This window comes from Pseudomonas cichorii, assembly GCF_019719005.1.
In the GTDB taxonomy this organism is placed as follows: Bacteria; Pseudomonadota; Gammaproteobacteria; order Pseudomonadales; family Pseudomonadaceae; genus Aquipseudomonas; species Aquipseudomonas cichorii_E.
This window is the reverse complement of record NZ_JAIGPJ010000014.1, coordinates 33,171-58,133: the sequence shown is the minus strand read 5'-3', so window position 1 is coordinate 58,133 and position 24,963 is coordinate 33,171. Positions and strand designations below refer to the sequence as shown.

The 24,963-nt window shown below is 57.2% G+C and carries 21 protein-coding genes; 14 read left to right on the top strand and 7 right to left on the bottom strand.

Annotation, left to right across the window (positions count from 1 at the left end):
* Positions 1-179: 179 nt before the first annotated feature.
* Positions 180-1,055 carry a bestrophin family protein gene (locus K5D32_RS12845; RefSeq protein WP_221575263.1) on the top strand — a complete coding sequence of 292 codons (876 nt, stop codon included), beginning with the start codon at positions 180-182 and terminating at the stop codon, positions 1,053-1,055.
* Between the two features lie 137 nt (positions 1,056-1,192).
* On the opposite strand, the gene K5D32_RS12840 is transcribed toward K5D32_RS12845, so the two are convergent.
* A complete protein-coding gene (locus K5D32_RS12840) occupies positions 1,193-2,440 on the bottom strand; it encodes an MFS transporter (RefSeq protein WP_221600517.1) in 1,248 nt (415 codons plus the stop codon).
* Between the two features lie 499 nt (positions 2,441-2,939).
* On the opposite strand from K5D32_RS12840, the gene K5D32_RS12835 reads away from it, so the two are divergent.
* The gene (locus K5D32_RS12835; protein ID WP_221600515.1) at positions 2,940-4,544 is read left to right on the top strand and encodes a glucan 1,4-alpha-maltotetraohydrolase domain-containing protein; all 1,605 of its coding nucleotides are present in this window, start codon (positions 2,940-2,942) and stop codon (positions 4,542-4,544) included.
* Between the two features lie 35 nt (positions 4,545-4,579).
* On the opposite strand, the gene K5D32_RS12830 is transcribed toward K5D32_RS12835, so the two are convergent.
* The 3 genes from K5D32_RS12830 to aspA all read right to left on the bottom strand — a co-directional run bounded on the left by K5D32_RS12830 (position 4,580) and on the right by aspA (position 8,770).
* Positions 4,580-5,584: an asparaginase gene (locus tag K5D32_RS12830; RefSeq protein WP_221600512.1), complete on the bottom strand. Its 1,005-nt coding sequence runs from the start codon at positions 5,582-5,584 to the stop codon at positions 4,580-4,582.
* A gap of 26 nt (positions 5,585-5,610) precedes the next feature.
* Positions 5,611-7,062, bottom strand: coding sequence for a sodium:alanine symporter family protein (locus K5D32_RS12825; protein WP_221575259.1), 1,452 nt, complete (start codon positions 7,060-7,062; stop codon positions 5,611-5,613).
* 283 nt (positions 7,063-7,345) lie between these two features.
* Complete coding sequence (gene aspA, locus K5D32_RS12820) at positions 7,346-8,770, bottom strand: aspartate ammonia-lyase (RefSeq protein WP_025262560.1); 1,425 nt, start codon at positions 8,768-8,770, stop codon at positions 7,346-7,348.
* Between the two features lie 334 nt (positions 8,771-9,104).
* Here aspA and K5D32_RS12815 point away from each other — a divergent pair, with 334 nt between their 5' ends.
* Positions 9,105-10,007 carry a LysR substrate-binding domain-containing protein gene (locus K5D32_RS12815; protein WP_025262559.1) on the top strand — a complete coding sequence of 301 codons (903 nt, stop codon included), beginning with the start codon at positions 9,105-9,107 and terminating at the stop codon, positions 10,005-10,007.
* Between the two features lie 31 nt (positions 10,008-10,038).
* Here the strand turns inward: K5D32_RS12815 and K5D32_RS12810 are convergent, their stop codons facing one another.
* Positions 10,039-10,728 carry a hypothetical protein gene (locus K5D32_RS12810; protein WP_260407373.1) on the bottom strand — a complete coding sequence of 230 codons (690 nt, stop codon included), beginning with the start codon at positions 10,726-10,728 and terminating at the stop codon, positions 10,039-10,041.
* Positions 10,729-11,047: 319 nt separating this feature from the next.
* Here K5D32_RS12810 and purE point away from each other — a divergent pair, with 319 nt between their 5' ends.
* The 4 genes from purE to K5D32_RS12790 all read left to right on the top strand — a co-directional run bounded on the left by purE (position 11,048) and on the right by K5D32_RS12790 (position 13,614).
* The gene (purE, locus tag K5D32_RS12805) at positions 11,048-11,539 is read left to right on the top strand and encodes a 5-(carboxyamino)imidazole ribonucleotide mutase (protein WP_025262557.1); all 492 of its coding nucleotides are present in this window, start codon (positions 11,048-11,050) and stop codon (positions 11,537-11,539) included.
* Between the two features lie 9 nt (positions 11,540-11,548).
* Entirely contained in the window at positions 11,549-12,631 is a 1,083-nt protein-coding gene (locus K5D32_RS12800; protein ID WP_221600510.1) for a 5-(carboxyamino)imidazole ribonucleotide synthase, read from the top strand.
* Positions 12,632-12,758: 127 nt separating this feature from the next.
* Positions 12,759-13,007 (top strand): GlsB/YeaQ/YmgE family stress response membrane protein, encoded by a 249-nt coding sequence (locus K5D32_RS12795; RefSeq protein WP_117167855.1) that lies wholly within the window; start codon positions 12,759-12,761, stop codon positions 13,005-13,007.
* A gap of 73 nt (positions 13,008-13,080) precedes the next feature.
* Positions 13,081-13,614, top strand: coding sequence for a DUF3299 domain-containing protein (locus tag K5D32_RS12790; RefSeq protein ID WP_221575257.1), 534 nt, complete (start codon positions 13,081-13,083; stop codon positions 13,612-13,614).
* Positions 13,615-13,623: 9 nt separating this feature from the next.
* Here K5D32_RS12790 and K5D32_RS12785 read toward each other — a convergent pair whose 3' ends face one another.
* Positions 13,624-14,523 carry a D-hexose-6-phosphate mutarotase gene (locus K5D32_RS12785; protein ID WP_025262553.1) on the bottom strand — a complete coding sequence of 300 codons (900 nt, stop codon included), beginning with the start codon at positions 14,521-14,523 and terminating at the stop codon, positions 13,624-13,626.
* Positions 14,524-14,616: 93 nt separating this feature from the next.
* On the bottom strand, positions 14,617-15,018 hold the full coding sequence (locus K5D32_RS12780; RefSeq protein WP_025262552.1) for an acyl-CoA thioesterase: 402 nt from the start codon (positions 15,016-15,018) through the stop codon (positions 14,617-14,619).
* Between the two features lie 434 nt (positions 15,019-15,452).
* On the opposite strand from K5D32_RS12780, the gene K5D32_RS12775 reads away from it, so the two are divergent.
* The 7 genes from K5D32_RS12775 to K5D32_RS12745 all read left to right on the top strand — a co-directional run bounded on the left by K5D32_RS12775 (position 15,453) and on the right by K5D32_RS12745 (position 24,841).
* A complete protein-coding gene (locus K5D32_RS12775; RefSeq protein ID WP_025262551.1) occupies positions 15,453-16,742 on the top strand; it encodes an MFS transporter in 1,290 nt (429 codons plus the stop codon).
* Between the two features lie 160 nt (positions 16,743-16,902).
* Positions 16,903-17,901: a phosphate ABC transporter substrate-binding protein PstS family protein gene (locus K5D32_RS12770; protein ID WP_221600508.1), complete on the top strand. Its 999-nt coding sequence runs from the start codon at positions 16,903-16,905 to the stop codon at positions 17,899-17,901.
* A gap of 390 nt (positions 17,902-18,291) precedes the next feature.
* Entirely contained in the window at positions 18,292-20,325 is a 2,034-nt protein-coding gene (locus K5D32_RS12765) for an ABC transporter permease subunit (RefSeq protein ID WP_221600565.1), read from the top strand.
* Between the two features lie 15 nt (positions 20,326-20,340).
* Positions 20,341-22,011, top strand: coding sequence for a phosphate ABC transporter permease PstA (gene pstA, locus K5D32_RS12760; protein WP_221592875.1), 1,671 nt, complete (start codon positions 20,341-20,343; stop codon positions 22,009-22,011).
* 67 nt (positions 22,012-22,078) lie between these two features.
* Positions 22,079-22,912 (top strand): phosphate ABC transporter ATP-binding protein PstB, encoded by an 834-nt coding sequence (gene pstB / locus K5D32_RS12755; RefSeq protein ID WP_025262547.1) that lies wholly within the window; start codon positions 22,079-22,081, stop codon positions 22,910-22,912.
* A 70-nt stretch (positions 22,913-22,982) separates the two neighbouring features.
* Positions 22,983-23,744 (top strand): phosphate signaling complex protein PhoU, encoded by a 762-nt coding sequence (gene phoU, locus K5D32_RS12750; protein WP_025262546.1) that lies wholly within the window; start codon positions 22,983-22,985, stop codon positions 23,742-23,744.
* A gap of 203 nt (positions 23,745-23,947) precedes the next feature.
* Positions 23,948-24,841 (top strand): response regulator, encoded by an 894-nt coding sequence (locus K5D32_RS12745; RefSeq protein ID WP_221575253.1) that lies wholly within the window; start codon positions 23,948-23,950, stop codon positions 24,839-24,841.
* Positions 24,842-24,963: the final 122 nt, after the last annotated feature.

Here is a 24,963-nt window from a genome sequence, read left to right as displayed (position 1 = left end):
GCCTTTCGCGAATGAGCGGAGCGCCGCCCGATTTGCTCCCGCACGGCCTGCACGGAAATATTCCGGATCGGATAAAAACGAACCATCCGGGCCAATGGCATTCAAACCTTGCGCAGTGGTGGGAAATTTTTGCAGTCCCACACGTTTATCGATGAGGTGATGCTTTGCAGCAGGCGATCATGGAGCGGTTCAGGTTTCTGAGCAGGACATTTGGTTATGTAGGGTGGTCGCTCTTCTGGCTGCTGATCTGGGACGTGATCGTCACGGTCGACTTCATGTTGTTCCTGGAGCGCAAGGTCACGCTGCCTTCCATGCCCCTGACCCTGCTGGGTTCGGCCTTGGTCGTGCTGATCAGTTTTCGCAACTCCAGCGCCTATAACCGCTGGTGGGAAGCCCGGACTTTATGGGGTGCGCTGGTCAACAGCTCCCGCAGTTTCGCCCGCCAGGTATTGACGCTGATCGACGACGAAGACGGCATCAATCCGGTCAAGGCGGTGCTGCTGCGCCGGCATGTCGCCTACGTGAAATCCCTTTCTGCGCACTTGAAGGGCGATATCACCAAGGCCGATGTGCAGGCGTTGCTTCCCCGCGAAGAGTTCGAGCGCCGTCAGGACACCAATAACTTCCCCAACGACCTGCTCAATGCTTCCGCAGCAATGATCGCCAAGGAGTACAAGGCCGGCCGCCTGGACAGCATCCGCCTCGCGCGCCTTGAATCGACAATGGTGGATATCTCCAACTGCCAGGGCGGCATGGAGCGTATTGCCAACACCCCGCTGCCTTATCCCTACGTGGCATTCCCTCGACTGTTTATTACCCTGTTCTGCGTGATCGTCCCCATCGGACTGGTTGAAACCCTGGGCTGGTTCACGCCACTTGCATCCACCGTGGTGGGCTTCATGCTGCTGGCCATCGAAAAGATCGGCACCGACCTGCAAAGCCCGTTTCGCGCCAGCGAACACGAAATCCAGATGACTGCACTGTGCGAGAACATCGAGCGGAATCTGGATTCGATGCTCAGGGATGCGCGGAAGGAAAGTACGGTGTCGGCTTAAGACTTATTGGTTAAGGCCTACATGTCATGAAGTGGGGGGAGCCTTGGCCGCGACGCCCTGTTTGGGTGCCATAGATGTGTAGGTGTTGACTGGTTCTGTCGTTGGATTGCCTCCATAACAAGCTCGCTCCGAATATATTATTCAGTATTATCAATCTTTGAGGCGCGTTCGCCATATACAGAAGGGTTATACTTTTTTGTTTTAAAGCTTGTATACTTGACCGCTACTGCAATAAGGAATGCAATGATCGGAAATGATGCAGTACCTGCGAGAAGTGTGAGTCCGCCTGATATAAGACCCGATGCTGCCTCACAGGTATTTGCAAGGGTAGAGTAAATTCCATAGTTTTTTCCCATCTCGCCTTTTTTTGAAAGTGATTGAAGATTAGTGATGATGGAGATATCCACAATAGCGCCTGAAAAACCCAAAAGCAGAATTAAAAGGACGGTAGTTATAAGGCTGAATTCGAGGGTGATGGAAACCAGCATGAAGAGCAGGCCATAGACCATCCATGCATTCATGAGCTGTGTCGGATTGGTGTTTTTTACAAGTGCCGTATAACTCATACCTCCTGCTACCGTGCCCAAAGACATAAGCGAAAATAGATATCCTACTAATGCCTCGTCGCGATAAGTTTCAATAATAGACGCTGGAAGAATAAAGCGTAATAGCGAGGCAGTAAACAAGACGCAAATAGAAGTGCCTCCAATGACCATTAACAAGGTTCGACTGTGTTGGTACATGTTCGTCAGGCTGGTTCGAGTATCCGTTAGTACTGCCGTAAATGAAAAGCCATCTCTAGAAGTCGGCGTGTTTTGCTGCAAGAATGACAAAAGTACTATCGAGAAAAAATACCCCATTGTGTACATGAGGATGATGTGACCTTTGTTACCCAAGGTAATTATAAGTGAAAAGGTGAGAGGGCCTAAGATGGAGGCGATATCTTCTATTATCTGCAATAGGCTATTACCAGCGGGTAGATCTTTTTCGTCGAGAATGGTTGGCAAGTAGGTACGGAAGCTTGGTTGAAATAGACTCCTACCTATCGTCATCATCATTGAGCTGATGACCAGTGTATAAATTTCGAGAACTTCAAATGTATACAGAGTGTACAAGATGGCTGCTACTGTAAATCTCAATAGTTCACTGGAAAGCATATTTACTTTATAAGAGCGCTTGTCTGCGAACCATCCACCTATCGGGCCAGTAAGAATATAAGGCAGAAATCTGAAAAAATACACTAGCCCCATGTGTAGATAATTAAAGGAAAGCAGTTCCAAGGCAATCATGGTAAAGGCTATTTCGTATGCATAATCTCCTGTTTTAGAGAGAAGACTTGAAAAAGACAGAGGGAGTAGTTTTTTATTCAGGATGATATTTAGCATTCGTGACTCCCAGCTGCCATCTTTGCAGGTTTTAAATGGTACGGCCAATCTTTCCATTGGCATAATAATTACTTTCAAGGACATCTTGAATTTGATAAATATCACCAGATCAGTCAACCCCAAGATTTTGTGAGAGCTTGCCATCACTGACCGAAACTTGGTCAGTTTTGAAATGAACTGTAGGAAAGTTCACGCATTAATTTATTTTAATTATTAAACCTGCGCGGTCATCTCGCGATTCTCATGTAGGACGCTGTAGGATGGAGTATCTTATTTTTTCAGAAATACTACGTAACACATGCGCTATGTATTTAGTGGTGCTTGATGCTCAAGAAAAGCTCATGAGAGGCAAAGTCTTGGGTAAACACTTTTACCAAAGGAATAAGAAAGCACTTTTCCGTCACCAATTGAACTGACGCCCTGTCAGTTCTATCAGGTTACAGGCGCTCGCACCGGGCCTACTCTGGCGATAACTTCCCTCTTCACGAGGAGTATCGCCATGAAGCTTTTAAAGCTCGGTGCGCTTTCAATTCTGCTGCTGGTGGCGCATGCCTCCAGCGCAGAGGACCTTCGCGGTAATACCCCTCAGGGCACGCGCAACGACGGTAACGATGAAATCGTGTTGCAAGGCTTTCACTGGAATTCCAGTCGCTCGAGCCCTGGCAGTTGGTACAGCACGTTGAAAACCATGGCCCCGCAGATTCGGGCTGACGGTTTTACCTCGGTCTGGATGCCTGTGCCCTGGCGTGACACTTCGCGCTGGAGTGATCCCGGTACTGGCGCATCAGGCGGTGGTGAGGGGTATTTCTGGCAGGACTTCGACAAAAACAGTGCTTATGGCAGCGATGCCGAACTCCGGCAAGCGGTCGATGCCTTGAGCGTGGCCAATGTCAAAGTGATCTATGACGTGGTGCCCAACCATATGGATCGCCAGCATGTCGGGCCTGGGCTCAAGGAGGCTTTGAGCGACAAGAGCAGTTGGCGCGATGGTTGTGCTCAGTGCGACGACGGCGATCCCTTCATGGGCGGTGATGCCGATCTCAATACGCAGAATCCTGAAGTGTTCAATCTCTTCAAGAATGAGTTCCAGAACCTGCGTGATCACTATTCCGCCGACGGCCTGCGTTTCGATTTTGTAAAAGGCTACAGCGCGACGACTGTGGATAACTGGATGAAGGCATTCGGCGATCAGCATTTCTGTGTCGGCGAACTCTGGAAGGCGCCGAACGAGTATCCCGCCAACGACTGGCGACATAACGCCACTTGGCAGGATGGTCTGAAAGTCTGGTCCGATCAGTCGCATTGCACGGTGTTCGACTTCGCGCTCAAGGAGCGTATGCAGAATGCCGGGCTCGCCGAATGGCGATATGGCCTCAACGGTAATCCCGATCCTGCATGGCGTGCCGCTGCCGTGACCTTTGTGGATAACCACGACACCGGTTATTCACCGGGAGCCAACGGCGGTCAGCATCACTGGTCATTACCTGAAAATCTTCGCGACCAGGCCTACGCCTATATTCTCAGCAGCCCCGGAACGCCAACGGTGTATTGGCCGGACATGTATGACTGGCCGCGTGGCCAACTGCTGCGCCAGTTGATAGAGATACGCCGCACGGCGGGTATCAAGGCCGATTCTGCGATCAGCTTTATGGACAACTATTCAGGGCTGGTGGCCGAAGTGACAGGCTCGCAACAGATGCTGCTGGTAGCGCTGGGCTCCAACTTCAAGAGCGAGAGTGTGCCGGACAGTTTCAACCAGGCATTGGTGGCGGGCGACAACGGTGCCATACGAATCTGGCGGGCCAAAGGGGTCGATGTGCAGTTTCGTTGCGACAAGGGCGAAACCCAGGTGGGCGAGGGCGTTTATGTCGTGGGGTCGGGCTTCGAGCTGGGTGAGTGGAACCCCGCACGGGCCGTGCGCCTGAGTGATGTGAGCCAGTATCCCGTCTGGAAAGGGCAGATCCGGCTTGCCGACAATACCCGCTATGAATGGAAATGCATCGTGCGCAGCGAGGCCGACCCGAACAAGGTCATCAAGTGGCAGGAAGGAGGGAATACAGTGTTTGTTGCAAATGAAAAAGGTAGCAGTGCTGCTACCTTTTAGGTGTTGCTACTGGTTCTGTTGTGATGACGAGCTGCTTAACGCAGCTCTCCACACAGATCCAGCTCTACCAGACGCCGGACTTCTTCAATCTTCAGACCAGCACCCAGCAGCGCATGCAGTTTGCCAAGCGCTGCTTCGCGGGTCATGCCGCCACCGGAAAGAACACCCACGCCACGCAGGCGGCTGCCTGCTTCGTAGACATCCAGTTCGACACCACCTTCATGGCATTGAGTGATCGCGACCACACAAATGCCCTGTTGTTGTGCTCGCTCCAGGCTGGTAAGGAACGCCGGATTATCGCTCGGGCCAGTGCCGCTGCCGTAGCATTCAAGCACCAGACCTTTGATACCGCTGTCGATCAGGCCATCGATCTGCGCTGCCCCGATACCGGGGAACAGTGGCAATGCCGCGACGTTGGCCAGTGCCTTGGGCTGGCGATAATCCAGCGCTTCAGGCAATGACGAGGCAGGCTGGCCGCCACGGGAGCGTTGCAGCGGTGCGAACGGATGACGACCGAAGCTGCGGATTTTCGCGCAGCGGGTAGGTGCCAGCAGTTCGCCGTGGAAGTACAGGTGAACACCCGATGCCAGACCAGAGCCCAAGGCAAGCAAGGCACCGTTGACGTTTTCCCAGGCATCGCTGTCCGGCACACCGGCTGGCAGCATGGAGCCGGTGAACACCACTGGCGCATTGAGGCCCAGCAACTGGAAGCTTGTGGCAGCAGCGCTGTAGGCCAGTGTGTCGGTGCCATGCAGCACCAGCACCGCGTCACAGCCATCCACATCCACGGCTTCGATCACCGCTTCGCGCAGACGCAACCAGTAATCGGGCGTCATGTTGGCGCTGTCGATCAGAGGTGACATCTCGCGAAAACTCCACTGCGGCACGATCAGTCCGGGAAGGTCGGCCAGTTGCCCGGCCATCCTTGCCTCGAAACCGGATGCCGGAGCCAGGCCATTGGCGCTGGCTTGCATGCCGATGGTGCCGCCGGTGTAAAGAACCATCACTCGCTGAGCGGGTTGGGGTGCATCATGAGCCATGGTTCTCTCCTGCGGCATTTCGGTGGTTAGTGAGCTTGTGAAGCAGGTTTGCCTGCCGCTTCAGCACCCGTCTGAGGCTGTTGAGTCGGGTTGGCTGGCCATGCGTTGCGGTCCAGATCCAGATCCGGGAACTTGCTGGAGTCGAAGACCGGCGTCTTGATGCCTGCCTTACGCTGCTCATCGTAGTCACGCAGGATACGCATGGCGACCTTGAACAGCAGGGCCAGGGCGATCAGGTTGACGAAGGCCAGCAGGGTCATGGCGATGTCGGCAAAGGCGAACACGGTCTTGAGGTCAACCACTGCGCCCCAGAAGATCAGGGCCAGAACCACGATGCGGAAGCCGATGATGGCCTGGATCTTCTCGCCTACCAGGAAGCGCAGGCTGTTTTCGCCCAGGTAGTAGTTGTAGAGGATCGAGGTGAATACGAACAGTGCCAGCGCAACGCTGATGAAGATCCGGCCCCAGTCGCCCACTACGGCTGCCAGAGAGTTCTGTGCCAGAACGATACCGTTGCCGCTGTAACCTACGTCGTAGATACCGGACAGCAGGATCAGCAAGGCGGTGCAGGTGCAGATCAGGAAGGTGTCGAGGAATACGCTGAACGCCTGGACCACGCCTTGGGAAACCGGGTGATCGACCTGAGCGACGGCTGCAACGTTCGGGGCGCTGCCCAGACCGGCTTCGTTGGCGAAGACGCCACGTTTGACGCCCATCACGATTGCGCTGCCGATCAGGCCACCGAACACAGGGTCCAGACCGAAGGCGCTTTTGACGATGGTCAGCAGCATGGCTGGAACGTGGTCGATCTGAATGGCGATGACATAGATGGTGACCGCGATGTAGGCCAGGGTCTTGACCGGTACCAGCAGGTCGGAAATCGCCGCGATACGCTTGATGCCACCGATGAACGCCAGGCCCAGCAGGACGACCAGACAGATACCGGTGGTCGTGTGGTCGACGCCGAAAGCGCTATTGAGCGAGTCGGTCACGGCATGGGATTGCAGGCCGTTGAAGGAAAGACCGAATGTCATGATCAGCAGGACCGCCATGACCATGCCCAGCCAGCGTTTGCCCAGGCCGTGCTGGATGTAGAACGATGGACCGCCGCGGAACTGGCCTTCGGAGTCCTTGCGTTTGTAGAGCTGAGCGAGAGAACACTCGATGAAGCTGCTGGACATGCCGACCAGTGCGGTAACCCACATCCAGAATACGGCACCAGGACCGCCCAGTGTCACGGCAAGGCCGACACCTGCGATGTTGCCTGCTCCGACGCGGCCCGCAAGGCTGAGCATCAGTGCCTGGAACGAACTCAGTTGACCCGAGCTGCTACGCAAGCTGTCGCGAAAGACCGCGAACATGTGGAAGAAGTGACGAAACTGAACGAAACGCGAGCGGATCGTGAAGTAACCACCAAGGCCTACGATAAGGACGATGAGGACCTTTCCCGAGAGGAAGTCGTTAATCATTTCCAACATTTTTGTTATTCCTCGCTACTTTTGAGGGAGCGCACTATACCGGTGCAAAGTTTTTACGTCTGTAGCCGCTTTGTTGTGTAACTGAATCTTCATTTGCGGTGCGAAACGCATGCTTTTGCCAGGACCTCAGCAAAAGCGGGGTTTTCAACTGCCCAAACTCCTTATTATTGGTCGTCAGCAAGCAGGCAAAAAAAAGGGTCTGGAGAATCACTCCCAGACCCCCAAAAGGTGAGGGGTGTCTAGGCCCTCAACCTGGTGAGCATGTTGCGAAAAGCATTTTCGGTCAGGCCTTCAGGGGAGCGAGGCGCGGAGCGATCATGTTCTCCGGACGCAGGATGTCATCGAGCATCGCGTCGTCGAGCAAGCCTTCTTCGCGGACCAGTTCCAGTACACCGCGGCCACTTTCCAGGGCAATGCGGGCGATACGGGTCGAGTTTTCGTAACCGATGTAAGGGTTCAGGGCGGTGACCAGACCGATCGAGTGCTCGACCAGTTCACGGCAGCGCTGTTCGTTTGCAGTGATGCCGACGATGCAGTGTTCGCGCAGCATGTCCATGGCGCGTTGCAGCAGGCGGATCGAATCGAAAATCTTGTAGGCGATCAGCGGCTCCATCACGTTGAGCTGCAACTGGCCGCCTTCGGCTGCCATGGTCAGGGCCAGGTCGTTACCGATGATTTCAAAGGCTACCTGGTTGACGGCTTCCGGAATGACCGGGTTGACCTTGCCTGGCATGATCGAGCTGCCTGGCTGACGCGCTGGCAGGTTGATTTCGTTGATGCCGGTGCGTGGGCCGCTGGACAGCAGGCGCAGGTCGTTGCAGATCTTCGACAGTTTGACTGCGGTACGCTTGAGCATGCCGGAGAACAGCACGAAGGCGCCCATGTCGGAAGTGGCTTCGATCAGGTCGGCGGCTGGAACCAGTGGATGGCCGCTGATGATTGCCAGACGCTCGACTGCCAGCTTCTGATAGCCCGGGTCGGCGTTGATGCCGGTACCGATTGCGGTACCGCCCAGGTTCACTTCGGTCAGCAGCTCTGGAGCCAGAGTGCGCAGGCGGTTCAGGTCTTCGGTCAAGGTTGTGGCGAAGGCACGGAATTCCTGACCCAGGGTCATTGGAACCGCGTCCTGCAGCTGGGTACGGCCCATTTTCAGAACGTGGTTGAATTCTTCGCCCTTGGCTGCGAAAGACTGGATCAGGCTTTCGAGGCTGGCGAGCATGGCGTCATGACCCAACAGCAGACCCAGACGGATTGCCGTCGGGTAGGCGTCGTTGGTTGACTGAGCCATGTTCACGTCGTTGTTGGGGTGCAGGTGCTTGTATTCGCCTTTCTCGAAGCCCATGGCTTCAAGCGCGATGTTGGCGATGACTTCGTTGGCATTCATGTTGGTTGAAGTGCCAGCGCCGCCCTGAATCATGTCGACCACGAACTGGTCGTGGAAGTCGCCGCGGATCAAACGTGCGCAAGCTTCGCTGATGGCTGCGTACTTGGCATCGTTGAGGTGGCCCAGAGCATGGTTTGCATCAGCTGCCGCCTGCTTGACCATCGCCAGTCCAACGACCAGTTTCGGGTAATGCGAAAGCGGTACACCGGAGAGGTGGAAGTTATTCACTGCTCGCAGGGTCTGGATACCGTAGTAAGCGTGAGCAGGTACTTCGAGAACACCAAGCAGGTCTTTTTCGATGCGCAGTGATGCAGGCGAGGACATGATAGAGATCATCTCAAATAAGGCACAACAATGCCGGAACGCCGCGAATGTTGGGGTTTGAGCTGGAAGTTGACCAATGCTGTTAAACGCTGCCCTATGCAATAACGGCATAATGCATATGTGACGTGGGTTTCTCTTTGTTCGTAAACAGGACAAAATGTCGCACTTGTATTTGTTTTTGTCGCAGAGGCGACGTTATCTGGCAAATTGCGCGGCAAAATGAATGAGCATGTGCAAAGTGAATGTCCCGGTTAAAGGGGGCATGTCCTGTCTGGACGTTGCGCAATGGGAGCGAATTTCTTTCATTCATGCCCCGAATGTCCGGGAGGACGTGATGAACCTGGAAAGCAAATGGCTGGAAGATTTCAGTGCCCTGGCTGCCACCCGCAGTTTTTCCCAGGCGGCCGAGCGTCGTTTCGTGACGCAGCCAGCCTTCAGCCGCCGCATCCGCAGTCTGGAATCGGCCCTTGGGCTGACGCTGGTCAACCGCTCTCGGACCCCTATTGAACTGACGGCTGCCGGACAGTTGTTTCTGGTGACGGCGCGCACGGTCGTCGAGCAGTTGGGTGAAGTGGTGCGTCACCTGCATCACCTGGAAGGCGGGCAAGGTGAAGTCATTCAGGTAGCGGCGGCGCACTCCCTGGCGCTCGGGTTCTTTCCCCGCTGGATCGCTCAGTTGCGTAACGATGGCTTGAACATCGCGACCCGGCTGGTGGCGACCAACGTTGGCGACGCGGTGCATGCATTGCGCGAAGGTGGCTGCGACCTGATGCTGGCGTTCTATGATCCGGATGCTGCCTTGCAGATGGACGCGGAGATATTCCCTTCGCTGCATCTGGGCCACACCGAAATGCTGCCGGTCTGTGCCGCCGATGCCAATGGCCAGCCACTGTTCGATCTGGAGAATGAACAGAGTGTGCCGCTGCTGGCCTACAGCGCCGGTGCTTTTCTCGGGCGCTCGGTGAATCTGTTGCTGCGTCAGCGCAACCTGCGTTTCACCACGGTTTATGAAACGGCAATGGCCGACAGCCTCAAAGGCATGGCGCTCGAAGGATTGGGGATTGCCTGGGTGCCGCATCTGAGCGTGCGGGCCGAGCTTGAGCGTGGCGAACTGGTGGTCTGTGGCGGGCCGCACTGGCACGTCCCGCTGGAAATCCGCCTGTATCGCTGCGCCTTGGTGCGCAAGGCCAATGTCCGGTTGCTGTGGCGCAAGCTGGAGGGCGGCGCTGCACAATAACGCGCAGCACCTGTTGAGTTTGCGGGCGGGTTTACGGGAATTGATTCAAGTGTTCGGCGATGGTCTTTTTGTTCTTGTCGCTGTAGACATAACAATTGGATCTTATCTTTTCCCGAGTGGGCGTTATGTTGGTTTCACACCACCAGCCACCTCGGAATAACACTTGCGAGTGCTCATGGGTTCCGCCCAGCATATGACCTATTTCATGGGCTGCCGTAGCGTAGGTCTGCATGGAGGCTATCGCCGCATAATGCTTCTCGCGGGTATAACCCAGGATTTTTTCGTTGACGGGGTGGCGAGTCAACAGCAGGTATTTGGTTGTTCCGTTTCGGGGAAGATTGTTCTCCTGAATATACCGGTCCACGAGTTGATCCCATTCCTGCTTGCCTCTTTTCAGGTCAGTGGTCTTGTAGGCGAAGCCGCTCAGCGTTGACTTTTTCTCGATGATATCGAGATAGACCCTGCGACCTGTAAAGCTTTCGAGGTCCTTGATCATCCATGAAAAGTAATCACGCTTCAGGTCGGTCCGTTCGGAAGCAGGTATGTCGTCATGCAGGAATACATACAGAAACAGCGGGCGTTTTTCCTTTACCTCGTTGGCGTAGGCCGGCGGGAAACTCAACAGCAGCACTGCACCGAGCAGGACCGCGAGTCTTTTGAAATTCATTTTCATATAAGTTAATCCATTAACAGAGTTGCAGTGTTTATCTGAACGACTCATGCCGTTCATCGGGTGGGTGAGATCAAGAGGTAACAGGAAGTTTTGAGAGGGTGTCAGTTGGCTTTTACTTCGTGAGAAGTAGTGGAGGGTGGACACGAACTGTAGGAATGACGGCTGCCGGTTCGTCGTTCACGGGGCGGCTGTGCAGGTGGTTGGCAAACTCTGCATACGGGGGGCTGTCATCCTTGCGCTTTGAGGTATACTGCGCGGCCTTTGGCCGGTTGAATCGGCCATTATTCGTACAGCAAGCCACGCCGGTCCTCCCGCGTGGCTTGTTGTTTTTTGACGCGCCTGCGGGCGCCCGATGAGAGGCACGACGATGAGCGCACTGGTTGGCGTGATCATGGGCTCCAAGTCCGATTGGTCCACCCTTAGCCACACCGCCGATATGCTGGAAAAGCTCGGCATTCCGTATGAAGTCAAAGTGGTGTCTGCCCACCGGACGCCGGATCTGCTTTTTCAGTACGCTGAAGAAGCCGAAGGCCGTGGTATCGAAGTGATCATCGCCGGTGCTGGCGGTGCTGCTCACTTGCCGGGCATGTGTGCTGCCAAGACGCACTTGCCGGTGCTGGGCGTTCCGGTTCAGTCCTCGATGCTGTCGGGCGTCGATTCCCTGCTGTCCATCGTGCAGATGCCAGCAGGCATTCCTGTGGCGACCCTGGCCATCGGCAAGGCAGGCGCGATCAACGCCGCTCTGTTGTCCGCCAGTATCCTGGGCGCCAAGCATCCTCAATTCCATGCAGTGCTGAAGAAATTCCGCACTGAGCAGACAGACAGCGTGCTGGACAATCCAGACCCGCGCCACGCCTGAGGTTTTTCCATGAAGATCGGTGTAATCGGTGGCGGCCAGCTGGGCCGCATGTTGGCTTTGGCAGGTACGCCGCTGGGTATGAACTTCGCCTTTCTCGACCCCGCACCGGATGCTTGTGCTGCTGCGCTGGGTGAGCATCTGCGTGCCGATTACGGCGATCTGGATCACTTGCGTCAGTTGGCCGATGAAGTCGATCTGGTGACGTTCGAGTTTGAAAGCGTGCCAGCCGAAACCGTGGCGTTCCTGTCACAGTTCGTGCCGGTCTATCCGAGCGCCGACGCCTTGCGCATCGCTCGTGATCGCTGGTTCGAGAAAAGCATGTTCAAGGACCTGGGCATCCCGACGCCTGCGTTCGCGGATATCCAGTCGCAGTCTGACCTGGACGCAGCTGTCGCCAGCATCGGCCTGCCCGCTGTGCTGAAAACCCGCACCCTGGGTTACGACGGCAAGGGCCAGAAGGTTCTGCGCACGGCTGCCGATGTGGTGGGTACGTTCGCTGAACTGGGCAGCGTGCCTTGCCTGCTGGAAGGTTTCGTACCCTTCACCGGTGAGGTTTCGTTGATTGCCGTGCGTGCCCGCGATGGTGAAACACGTTTCTATCCGCTGGTACACAACACTCACGAGAACGGCATCCTGCGCATTTCCATCGCCAGTACCGATCACCCGTTGCAGGCGCTGGCCGAAGATTACGTCGGTCGGGTTCTGAAGCAGCTGGATTACGTGGGTGTGCTGGCCTTCGAGTTCTTTGAAGTCGATGGCGGCCTGAAAGCCAACGAAATCGCGCCGCGTGTCCACAACTCCGGGCACTGGACCACCGAAGGTGCCGAGTGCAGCCAGTTCGAGAACCACCTGCGGGCGGTTGCCGGTCTTCCACTGGGCTCCACGGCCAAGGTCGGTGAGAGCGCCATGCTGAACTTCATCGGTGAAGTACCCGCCGTGGACAAGGTCATCGCCATCGATGACTGCCATCTGCATCACTACGGCAAAGCCTTCAAGGCCGGTCGCAAGGTTGGCCATGCCACCGTGCGCAGCGCTGATCGTGCGACCCTGGAACGTCAGGTCAAGCAGGTCGAGGCACTGATTCAAAACTGATTGCCTCTGATTCCCGGCCCTTTGTTTTCAAGGGGCCTGGAACCAATCCTCTCTCCGTGTTCTCAGATAGCAGTAAGCCAAGGCTGCAATCGGGCCTTGGCGTGTCCAACACACTGGGGGAAATGACATGGGCATTATCGGAACCATCTTTATCGGCTTGATCGTCGGCCTGCTGGCGCGCTTTCTCAAGCCGGGCGATGACAGCATGGGCTGGATCATGACCATCCTGCTGGGCATCGGCGGTTCTCTGGCCGCGACCTATGGTGGTCAGGCGCTGGGCATCTATCAGGCGGGCGAGGGCGCTGGCTTCCTGGGCGCGCTGGTCGGTGCAATCATCCTGCTGTTTATCTACGGCATGATTAAAAAGAAGAGCTGATTTTTCATCTGGCCCTCTGTGCGCAGAGGGCTAGAATGCGCGGCAGTATTTTCCACTTTTGCCGAGCTCTATGATGCGTCGTTTTCTGTTGATGTCCCTGCTACTGGTATCCGGGCTTGTGCATGCCGAGATTCCCGAGACCGACTGGCTTGATCTGATGCCCAAGTCGGACCAGAAAGCCCTCGAAGCCATGCCCGAGATCGACCATAACTCTCCCGAAGCCATGGGGACCTTCGATAGCAAGGGTGGTTTGAAGCAGAGCAAAGGGCTGCCTGCCGTCATGTATTCGACCAAGACCGTGGCCGACATGAATGGCAAGACGATCCGCCTCGGCGGTTATCCGGTTCCGCTGGAAACCGACGCCAAAGGCCATAGCACTTTATTTTTTCTCGTCCCTTATCCAGGTGCCTGCATCCATGTGCCGCCACCGCCTCCAAACCAACTGGTACTGGTTCGTTACCCCAAAGGCCTGAAACTGGATGATATCTACACACCTTTGTGGGTAGTGGGTACGTTGAAGGTTGAGAAGGTCAGTAACGATCTGGCCGATGCGGCCTACGCGATGGATGCTTCAAAGGTCCGCGTCGTGGTCGACTCAGACCTCTGATAGCCGGGTTTAGAGCGCTTCACTCCAGATACTGATCCCCAGGACATGCATGTCCTGAGGGGCCAGGGTCACTACATCGTCCAGCACGTTGGCGGTTTCGACGCAGACCATGCGCTGCCAGCCCTCGGGCTTCATGTCGGCGAGTTTGCTGGTCTTCTCGATCCACGGGTTCCACAGGACAGCGGATTTCGAGCCGCTGGTCTGGATGTGAACCCGGCGTTTCCACTCTGGATCGACGATGCTGAGCAATGGCGGCGTATCTTTGTAGATACGGTCGGTTTCGCCGACGAACGTCAGGTCGCCGCTCTGCTGGCGTTCTTCCCAGTTTTCCAGGGTTTCGATATAGCGCAGGCCATCGAGGCCTTCGATGTGGATCTGGTGAATATCGCTGATTGCGAAGTAAGTGTGCAGCGCCTGGCTGAAGCTTACGGTTTCGCTTCCGTTGTTGTAGCTGACCAGGCTGACATTGAGTGCATGGTCCAGACGGATGCTGAGTTTCAGGGCTACGTTGTGTGGCCAGCCGGGTAAATGGCCTTCAGCCTGCGGCAGGACGAACTCCACCAGCAGCGCATCGCCATCTTCACCAATCCCCAGCAGTTCCCAGTCCAGCGTGCGGACTTCCCCGTGGGCTTTGGCGGGCTCGCTGCTCTGACGCATCGCCTGCACGCTTTGCGGGTTGCGCTCCAGGCTGCCGAACCATGGCCAGCAAACCGGGATGCCGGCACGAATCGGCTTGCCTTGCTTGAACAGCGCACCGTCGTTCAGCCAGATCAGAGGCTCCTGGCCTGCGACCTGATAACTGAGGATATGCGCGCCTTGCTGGGCAACCAGCAGCTCTGCATCGCCATGACGGATACGCCAGCAATTCAGCTCGTCGTATTTTACGGATTCAACCTGCGGTGTTGGCATGCGAAGTTCTCACTCAAGGACCGTGACATGAATAGACGCTTTCAAGGTCGAGGAGTTTAGCCTTAACCGGCCAGTCTTTGCCCGAACGACAATTTACCGCCGTGCCGGGACCGAACGTGTCCGGCCACTGCTGTCGATGGCCACGAAGACGAAAACGGCTTCGGTGACCTTTCGCCATTCGCTGCTCAACGGGTCGTCGCTCCAGACTTCGACCATCATCTTGATCGAGGTACGGCCGACTTCCAGGGTCCGTGTATAGAAGGAAAGCTGTTCGCCAACGGCCACCGGAACCAGGAATGCCATGCGGTCGATCGCGACGGTGGCGACGCGGCCTCCGGCGATCTTGCTGGCCATGGCGGTGCCTGCCAGGTCCATCTGTGACACCAGCCAGCCGCCAAAGATATCGCCGAAACCATTGGTTTCACGGGGCAGGGCCGTAATTTGCAAGGCCAGGTCGCCTTGTGGGGTTGGATCTTCTTGTTCGAGCTCAATCATGCCTAGGGTGCCTCTGACCCATGACTCTCATTGTTTTTTACCGCGGTTGACGGGTGCCATTCAAAACTGCGCAGGTGAACATTGTATGTTCGGTTGGCGTATGACCCCAAAAGGGAAACTCTGCGAAAGCCGCTGGCTAAAGAGGTTTTTGCACAGATTCCCAGTGCGCTTGACGGTCTGCGAGTATATCGGGCGTTGCCTCGTACGACGACCATTGGGCTTTCTTTTTACCGGGTGCTGCTTCTTGCTAGGTGTTTTTTGAAACAATTTGCTATCTTGCCTGACCTCTACAGGTGACAAGACTGCCTGTAACACGCAATTTTGGTGCCTATCTGCACAATTGCCCCGGACAATCGCTTCTGCACGCCACCCCGCCGCAGCCAGCGTAGCTGTCGTTCGCTCATTCAAAGAAAAGCCCAAAGAGAAGCCTTGTCATGTCATCCGTACCTTTAGATTCCGCGAAGTCCGCGCGGCCCTTGACCCGCAGCGATTACAAAACCCTGTCGCTTTCAGCCCTGGGTGGGGCGCTGGAGTTTTACGACTTCATTATTTTCGTCTTCTTCGCGGCGGTGGTCGGGAAGCTGTTCTTCCCGGCGGACATGCCCGACTGGCTGCGCATGATGCAGACCTTCGGCATTTTTGCTGCCGGTTATCTGGCAAGACCGCTGGGCGGCATCATCATGGCGCACTTCGGTGACCTGCTGGGCCGCAAGAAAATGTTCACCCTGAGCATTTTCATGATGGCCGTGCCGACCCTGATCATGGGTCTGCTGCCCACCTACGCCCAGATCGGCATGTGGGCGCCGATCCTGCTGCTGTTGATGCGCGTCATTCAAGGTGCGGCGATTGGCGGTGAAGTGCCGGGCGCCTGGGTATTTGTGTCCGAGCACGTTCCGGCACGTTATGTCGGTTATGCCTGTGGAACGCTGACGGCCGGCCTGACGGCGGGCATCCTGATCGGCTCGCTGGTCGCAACCGTGATCAACAGCATCTACACACCGGTCGAGGTTTCCGATTACGCATGGCGGATTCCCTTCCTGCTGGGCGGTGTGTTCGGCCTGATGTCGGTCTACCTGCGTCGCCTGCTGCACGAAACCCCGGTGTTTGCCGAACTGCAACAGCGCAAGGCACTGGCCGAAGAGCTGCCGCTCAAAGGCGTGCTGCGTGATCATCGCGGTGCCGTGGTGCTGTCGATGCTGCTGACCTGGCTGCTGTCGGCCGGGATCATCGTCGTGATTCTGATGACGCCGACCCTGCTGCAGACCAAGTACGAGTTCCCGGCAGCCACTGCCTTGAAGGCCAACAGCCTGGCTATCGTTTTGCTGAGCCTGGGTTGCATCGGTGCGGGCGCGCTGGCAGATCGTATCGGCGCGGGCCTGGTATTGTTGCTGGGCAGCGCCGGTCTGTTGATCAGTTCCTGGACGTTCTACCATGTGCTGGCCGCGCATCCGGACTGGCTGTTCCCGCTGTATGCCGTGACCGGTCTGTTCGTCGGCACCATCGGCGCCGTGCCGTACGTGATGGTCAAGGCGTTCCCGCCTGTGGTGCGTTTCTCGGGGCTTTCGTTCTCCTATAACGTGGCGTATGCCATCTTCGGCGGCCTGACCCCGATGGTCGTGACCCTCATGCTCAAGACCAGCCCGATGGCTCCGGCCTGGTACGTGGCGGCGTTGAGTGGCCTGGGTATGGCGCTGGGCCTGTATCTGCTCTCCAAGAAGCGCTGATAGCCTCTCGCTGAAGCATTTTGTCTTGGATAAAGGCCGTCATCCCGAAAGGGGGACGGCCTTTTCATCTTATTGTCACAATCAATTCATAGAGTATTCATACGACCCTCCAATGAAGGCAGGTCGCAGATCCTCTACATACCCTGCAGGAGCGCAAGGCATGACAATCAAGAGCTGGATGACCGCACTGACATTTGTTGCCGCCGCCGTTGCGACAGCCAATTCCTTCGCTGCTGTTGACCCTGCGATCAAGCCTTACGCAAAAACCACGGGTGTATCCGGAAACCTCTCCAGTGTGGGTTCCGATACCCTGGCAAACCTGATGACCCTGTGGGCCGAGGCCTACAAGAAAGAATACCCGAGCGTGAACATCCAGATTCAGGCCGCCGGCTCGTCCACTGCGCCGCCAGCCCTGACGGAAGGCACTGCCAACCTCGGGCCGATGAGCCGCAAGATGAAGGACGGCGAGCTGTCGGCGTTCGAGTTGAGGCACGGCTACAAGCCGACCGCCATCCCGGTCGCCGTGGATGCCCTGGCCGTGTTCGTGCACAAGGACAACCCGATCAAAGGCCTGACCATGCAGCAAGTGGACGCGATTTTTTCCGTGACCCGTCTGTGCGGTGCCAAGGCCGATGCGAAGACCTGGGGCGAGGTTGGCGTGACCGGCGACCTGGCGAGCAAGCCGATCCAGTTGTTTGGCCGTAACTCGGTGTCCGGCACCTATGGCTACTTCAAGGAAGAGGCGCTGTGCAAAGGAGACTTCAAGGCCAACGTCAACGAGCAGCCGGGTTCCGCTTCGGTGGTCAGCGCCATCAGCAGTTCGTTGAACGGCATCGGTTACTCGGGTATCGGCTACAAGACTTCCAGCGTCAAGACTGTACCGCTGGCCAAGAAGGAAGGCGCAGCGTTCGTCGAGGACAATGAAGCCAACGCTTTGAACGGTACTTATCCGTTGTCGCGTTTTCTCTACGTGTATGTGAACAAGGCGCCGAACAAGCCTCTGGCGCCGTTGGAAGCCGAATTTCTGAAACTGGTGCTGTCCAGACAGGGCCAGGAAGTGGTGATGAAGGACGGCTACATTCCGTTGCCGTCCCGCGTGGTGGAAAAGGCATTGGCCGATCTGGGCCTGCAAGGTACCTCGGGTGTCGCTTCGAAATAACAGCAGCATGAGGGGAGGCTGAAGGATTGGCCTCGCAAGCAATTGAACAGTCCGCTGCCGGTTTTCCTGGGCGGCGGGCTTTTTTGCGTCACCTTGCTGTAATGTCTTTGTCATATAAGGCCGTTACGGTGTGCGCGCATGAATGATCTGGCTAAATCGAGAATGAATCAGAGTTCACCTCCAGCGCGCATTGATTTCAATACGCCCGAGATGCTGCGCAAGCGCCGCGTTCGTGCCTTCAAGGACCGCCTGACCCGCTGGTATGTCGCTGTGGGTGGCCTTGCCGTGCTGGCCGCTATCACGCTGATCTTTTTCTACCTCGCCTATGTCGTCGCGCCGTTGTTCAAGGGGGCCAGCCTGAGCGTCAAGACGCCGCTGAACGCTACCTGGATGCAGGACGCGGGCAAACCGCTGATGATTAGCATCGAAGAGCAGAACCAGATCGGCATGCGGGTTTCCGACAAGGGCGAAGTGATCTTCTTTGATATCAGGGAAGGCAGTGAACTGCAGCGCATCAGCCTGCCGCTGCCAGCCGGTGTGAGCGTTGCGTCCATCGGCAAGGACCAGCCCGGCGCGCCGCTGATTGCTCTGGGTCTGTCCAATGGTCAGGTGCTGATCTTCAAGCATGCTTACCAGACGACATATCCGGACAACAAGAAAACCATCACGCCGAGCATTGCCTGGCCTTACGGCGAGACGCCGCTGGTGCTGGACGATCAGGGCCGGCCGGTGGAGTACGTTACCGTCAGCGCCAGTGGCGACAATCTCAAGGTTGCAGGTTCAACCGGCACCCAGTTGCACGTTCTGGCTCTGGAGCAGACCGAGAACATGATGACGGGCGAGATGACCCGCGAGCAGAGCCGTATCGATCTGCCGCAGATGTCCGCTGCCGTCAAAGCCATCTATATCGATCCTCGCCAGCAATGGCTGTATGTGATCAACGGCCGTGCCCAGGCCGACGTATTCAGCCTGCGGGATCGCACCCTCAATGGCCGTTACAAGCTGCTGGAAGACGGCAACGCGGAAATCACCGCCAGCGCTCAGCTGGTGGGCGGCATTTCACTGATCATCGGTAACTCCAAGGGCAGCATGAGCCAGTGGTTCATGGCTCGTGACACCGATGGCGAACAACGCTTCATGCGCGTTCGCGACTTCAAGATGAGCCACGCACCGATCGTGCAGATCAGGGCCGAGCAACGTCGCAAGGGCTTCATCGCGCTTGATGCTTCGGGCAAGCTGGGCGTATTCCACAGCACGGCCCATCGCACCTTGCTGGTCGATCAGGTGGTAGAAGGCTCGGGCATTCTGGCGTTGTCGCCACGTGCCAACCAGATTCTGGTCGAGAGTTCAGGCCTGCTGCTGCCCATGACGCTGGATAACCCACACCCGGAAGTGTCCTGGAGTTCGCTGTGGGGCAAGGTCTGGTACGAAAACTACGATTCGCCTCAGTATGTCTGGCAGTCCACGGCGTCCAACAGCGATTTCGAGCCCAAGCTGAGCCTCGCGCCGCTGACCTATGGCACGTTGAAAGCCGCGTTCTACGCCATGATCCTGGCTGCGCCGCTGGCCATTGCTGCCGCGATCTATACCGCTTACTTCATGGCGCCGGGCATGCGCCGCAAGGTCAAGCCGGTCATCGAGCTGATGGAAGCGATGCCGACGGTGATCCTCGGCTTCTTTGCCGGATTGTTCCTGGCGCCGTATCTGGAAGGCCACTTGCCCGGCATCTTCAGCCTGCTGCTGTTGACGCCTGTTGGCATTCTGCTGGCGGGCTTCCTGTGGACCCGTCTGCCCGAGTCGATTCGTCTGCGTGTGCCTGACGGTTGGGAAAGCGCGATTCTGCTGCCGGTGGTGGTGCTGGTGGGCTGGTTCTCTCTGGGCATGAGCCCGCATCTGGAGAACTGGTTCTTCGGCGGCGACATGCGCATGTGGATCAGCAATGACCTGGGTATCACCTACGATCAGCGCAATGCACTGGTCGTGGGTATCGCCATGGGTTTTGCGGTCATTCCCAATATCTACTCGATTGCCGAAGATGCGGTCTTCAGCGTGCCGCGCAGCCTGACCCTCGGTTCGCTGGCCCTTGGCGCGACGCCCTGGCAAACCCTCACCCGCGTGGTGATCCTGACCGCCAGCCCCGGCATCTTCTCGGCGCTGATGATCGGCATGGGCCGTGCCGTGGGTGAAACCATGATCGTGCTGATGGCCACCGGTAACACGCCGATCATGGACATGAACCTGTTCGAGGGCATGCGCACCCTGGCGGCCAACGTCGCCGTGGAAATGCCCGAGTCGGAAGTGGGAGGCAGTCACTATCGCGTGCTGTTCCTGGCGGCGCTGGTGCTGCTGGTGTTCACTTTTGTCATGAACACCCTGGCAGAGCTGATTCGTCAGCGCCTGCGCAAGAAATACTCGTCGCTTTAAGGAAGGCAGAACTTAGTGAAACGGGACTCTCTCAAGAGCTGGTTCAAAAGCGGCGCCCCCGGCGTCTGGCTGAGTGCGGGCGCTGTTTCCATCGCGGTGATCATGACCATCGGGCTGCTGGCGGTGATTGCCGTGCGTGGCCTGGGGCATTTCTGGCCAGCGGATCTGGTGCATGCGCAATACGATGTGCCCGGTCAGCCGCCGCATGTGCTGGTGGGCGAACTGGTCGAGCAGGAGCAGGTTCCGCTTGCGCGTCTCAAGGGTGCCGGCTTGCCAGTGCCGGACAGCGGCCCCGAATTCATGACCCGCGAGCTGTTCAAGGTCGGCAACCGCGACCTGAACCCCAGCGATTTCACCTGGGTGGTCGGTGAATGGCTGACCCAACAGAGCCTGCCTGCCGAACTGATGACCCTGGAGCGTCGTGAGTGGGGCAACTTCTATGGCTATCTGGTCAACGTCAAGGAAAACGGCACGGTCGTGGCTGAAGGCGAAGCGGCCTGGCCGACCCTGCAAGAGCGTATCAAGCGGGTCGAGAAGCTGGCCGACGAGCTTTACAGCCTGGAAAAGAAAGACATTGGCGCCATCAACCACGGTATCGAGCGTCTGCGCCTGCAGGCCCGCAAGCTGGAACTGGAAGGCCGGCTCGATGCGACGGCCCAGGCGGACATGGCTGCCGAACGGGCTGAACTGGATGCCCGCTATAAAGTGATCGAAGAGCGGCTTGGCGGCCTGCATCAGGCGTTCGACCGGGACAGCCTGACCGTCCGCGATGCCAACGGTAAAGAGGTGGAGATCAGTCTGGGCAAAGTGGTGCATGCCTATCAGCCCAATGCCATGGGGTTCTTCACCAAGATCGGTTTCTACTTCAAGAAACTCTGGGAATTCCTGAGCGAAGATCCACGGGAAGCCAACACCGAAGGCGGCATTTTCCCGGCCATTTTCGGCACGGTGATGATGACGCTGATCATGGCTGTGATTGTCACCCCGTTTGGCGTGCTCGCAGCGGTCTATTTGCGTGAGTACGCACGCCAGGGCACGGTCACGCGGCTGATCCGCATTGCCGTGAACAACCTGGCCGGTGTGCCGGCCATCGTCTATGGCGTGTTTGGCCTTGGCTTTTTTGTCTATGTGTTGGGCGGTTCTCTGGACCACCTGTTCTTCCCCGAAGCGCTGCCCGCGCCGACTTTCGGCACGCCAGGCCTGTTGTGGGCTTCGTTGACTCTGGCCCTGCTGGCGGTTCCGGTGGTGATTGTGGCCACCGAGGAAGGTCTGGCGCGCATTCCCCTGAGCCTGCGTGAAGGCTCGCTGGCGCTGGGTGCAACCAAGGCCGAGACCCTGTGGAAAATCGTCTTGCCCATGGCCAGCCCGGCAATGATGACCGGTCTGATCCTGGCGGTGGCCCGCGCTGCAGGCGAGGTCGCGCCCTTGATGCTGGTGGGTGTGGTCAAGCTGGCACCGTCTCTGCCGCTGGATGGCAACTACCCCTACCTGCATCTGGATCAGAAGATCATGCACCTGGGTTTCCATATTTATGACGTGGGCTTCCAGAGCCCCAATGTCGAGGCCGCACGTCCGCTGGTGTATGCCACGGCCTTGCTGCTGGTGCTGGTGATCGCCTTGCTCAACCTGTCGGCGGTCGCCATTCGTAACCATTTGCGCGAGAAATACAAGGCGCTCGACAACTGATCCGAAAGTCCCGCCCCGCAATGACAGGGCGGTTCGATGATGCGAAAAGTTCGCACAGGAGCAATCCATGCAACACGAAGGCTCAAACCACGGCGTCAACCTGTCGGCCCTGGGGCGCAACAAGTCAGGTTTGCATCTGGCCGATGAAATCGTGGCAATCGAAGTGCCGGGCCTGAACCTGTTCTACGGTGAAAAGCAGGCGCTGTTCGATGTCAGCCTGAATATTCCCAAGCAGAAGGTGACGTCGTTCATTGGCCCGTCCGGTTGCGGCAAGTCGACGTTGCTGCGCACCTTCAACCGTATGAACGATCTGGTCGATGGCTGTCGTGTGGAAGGCGCTATCAACCTCTACGGCCACAACATCTACAGCAAGGGCGAGGAAGTCGCCGAGCTGCGCCGTCGCGTCGGCATGGTGTTCCAGAAGCCGAACCCGTTCCCCAAGACGATCTACGAGAACGTGGTCTATGGCCTGCGTCTTCAAGGGATCAACAAGAAGCGCGTACTCGATGAAGCTGTCGAGTGGGCACTCAAAGGTGCGGCCTTGTGGGATGAGGTCAAGGACCGGCTGCATGAGTCGGCGCTTGGTCTGTCCGGCGGTCAGCAGCAGCGTCTGGTGATTGCCCGCACTATCGCCGTGGAGCCGGAAGTCCTGCTGCTCGACGAACCCTGTTCGGCGCTCGATCCGATTTCGACGCTGAAAGTTGAAGAGCTGATCTACGAACTGAAATCCAAATACACCATTGTGATCGTTACCCACAACATGCAGCAGGCGGCACGGGTCTCTGATTACACCGCTTTTATGCACATGGGCAAACTCGTCGAGTTCGGTGATACGGATACCTTGTTCACCAACCCGACCAAAAAGCAGACAGAAGACTACATCACCGGTCGTTACGGCTAGGACGTGCTCCGTCAGCCCTGAACCACCGCTGCGTTTTCGCAATTAACCGGACGTTCCAAGGACACCCAGCATGATCCACAAAGACAGCCATACACATCACATCTCGCAACAGTTCAACGCCGAGCTCGAAGAAGTTCGCAGCCATTTGCTCGAAATGGGTGGCCTGGTCGAGAAGCAGGTCAACGATGCCGTCACGGCCCTGATCGAAGCCGACTCGGGCCTTGCCCAGCGGGTCCGGGAAGTCGACGACCGGATCAACCAGATGGAGCGCAACATCGACGAAGAATGCCTGCGCATTCTCGCCCGTCGTCAGCCTGCGGCTTCCGACCTGCGCCTGATCATCAGCATCTCCAAGTCGGTTATCGATCTGGAGCGCATCGGTGATGAAGCCACCAAGATCGCCCGTCGTGCCATCCAGCTGTGCGAAGAGGGTGAGTCGCCGCGTGGTTATGTGGAAGTGCGTCATATCGGCGATCAGGTGCGCAACATGGTCCGCGATGCGCTGGACTCGTTCGCACGCTTCGACGCCGAACTGGCCCTGTCCGTCGCCCAGTACGACAAGATCATCGACCGCGAATACAAGACGGCGCTTCGTGAGCTGGCGACCTACATGATGGAAGATCCGCGCTCGATCTCCCGTGTACTGAACGTGATCTGGGTCCTGCGCTCGCTGGAGCGTATCGGTGACCACGCCCGCAATATTTCCGAGCTGGTGATCTATCTGGTGCGTGGTACGGACGTGCGCCACATGGGTCTCAAGCGCATGAAAGAAGAAGTACAGGGTATCCTGAGCGAAACATCTAATGTTCCGGGTAAGACTGACGATAATTAAGATTGCCTGCGAAAAAACGCCCGGCACTTGCTGGGCGTTTTTCGTTCAGGGGATTAAGATTTGTAACCGCCCGCGAACTTCCGTGCTGGCGCAGTCATTCAATATGGCAGTTGGCTACCCTCCAACGCTATGCTTGCCGAAACAAAGGGCGTGTTGGCATACCGCAGTTCACCTTCAAGGTGAACACGCCCGCAGGAGCGTCGATGAGTAAAGTCAGTGTATTGGTGGTGGATGACGCGACTTTCATCCGCGACTTGGTAAAAAAAGGGCTGCGCAATTATTTCCCCGGTATTCATACCGAGGATGCAGTCAACGGTCGCAAGGCCCAGACGTTGCTGGTTCGCGAGACCTTCGATCTGATTCTCTGCGACTGGGAAATGCCCGAAATGTCGGGCCTGGAGCTGTTGGCCTGGTGCCGTGAGCAAGACAGTTACCTCAAGACCGTGCCATTCATCATGGTGACCAGCCGTGGCGATAAGGAAAACGTTGTTCAGGCCATTCAGGCTGGCGTAACCGATTTCGTCGGCAAGCCGTTCACCAACGAACAGTTGCTGACCAAGGTCAAGAAAGCCCTGGCCAAGGTGGGCAAGCTTGATCAGGTGATGTCCAGTGCTCCGGCGCGCATGAACTCTCCGCTCAATGACTCCCTGAGTGCATTGACCGGTGGCAAGGCCGAAGTGGTCCGCAGTGCCGCGCCTGCCCAGGCATCGGCTGGTATTGCCAAGGCGCCGCCTGTGGTTGCCAAGGCGGCTGAGCCTGCAGGTCGTGGGCAAGGCCAGTTGCGCCTGCCTAACGGTATTCAGTCGTGCGTGATCAAGGCCTTGAGCCTGAAGGAAGCATCTCTGCTCGTACGTCGCAGCGATGCGCTGCCGCAGGTTCTCGACAGTGCCGTCCTGGATCTTGAGCAGGGCGAGAGCAATGAAGTCGCGCGTTTGAACGGCTACCTGCATTCCGTCGCAGCCTTTGAGCAGAAACCTGACAGCGAATGGATACAAGTGGCCTTCCGCTTCGTCGACCAGGATGCCCAGAAGATGGACTACCTGTCGCGCCTGATCGCCCGCGGCACTGCCCAGAAGCACTTCGTTCCTGGCGCCTGATTGCTGCTGACCTCTTCTCGAATGAATTCGCTCCTGCGGTAGGGGCGGATTTATCCGCGAGACGATCTTCCAGATATCCCCCGTTTCAGAACTTTCCTGCGCAATAAATGCTGGTTTTCCGG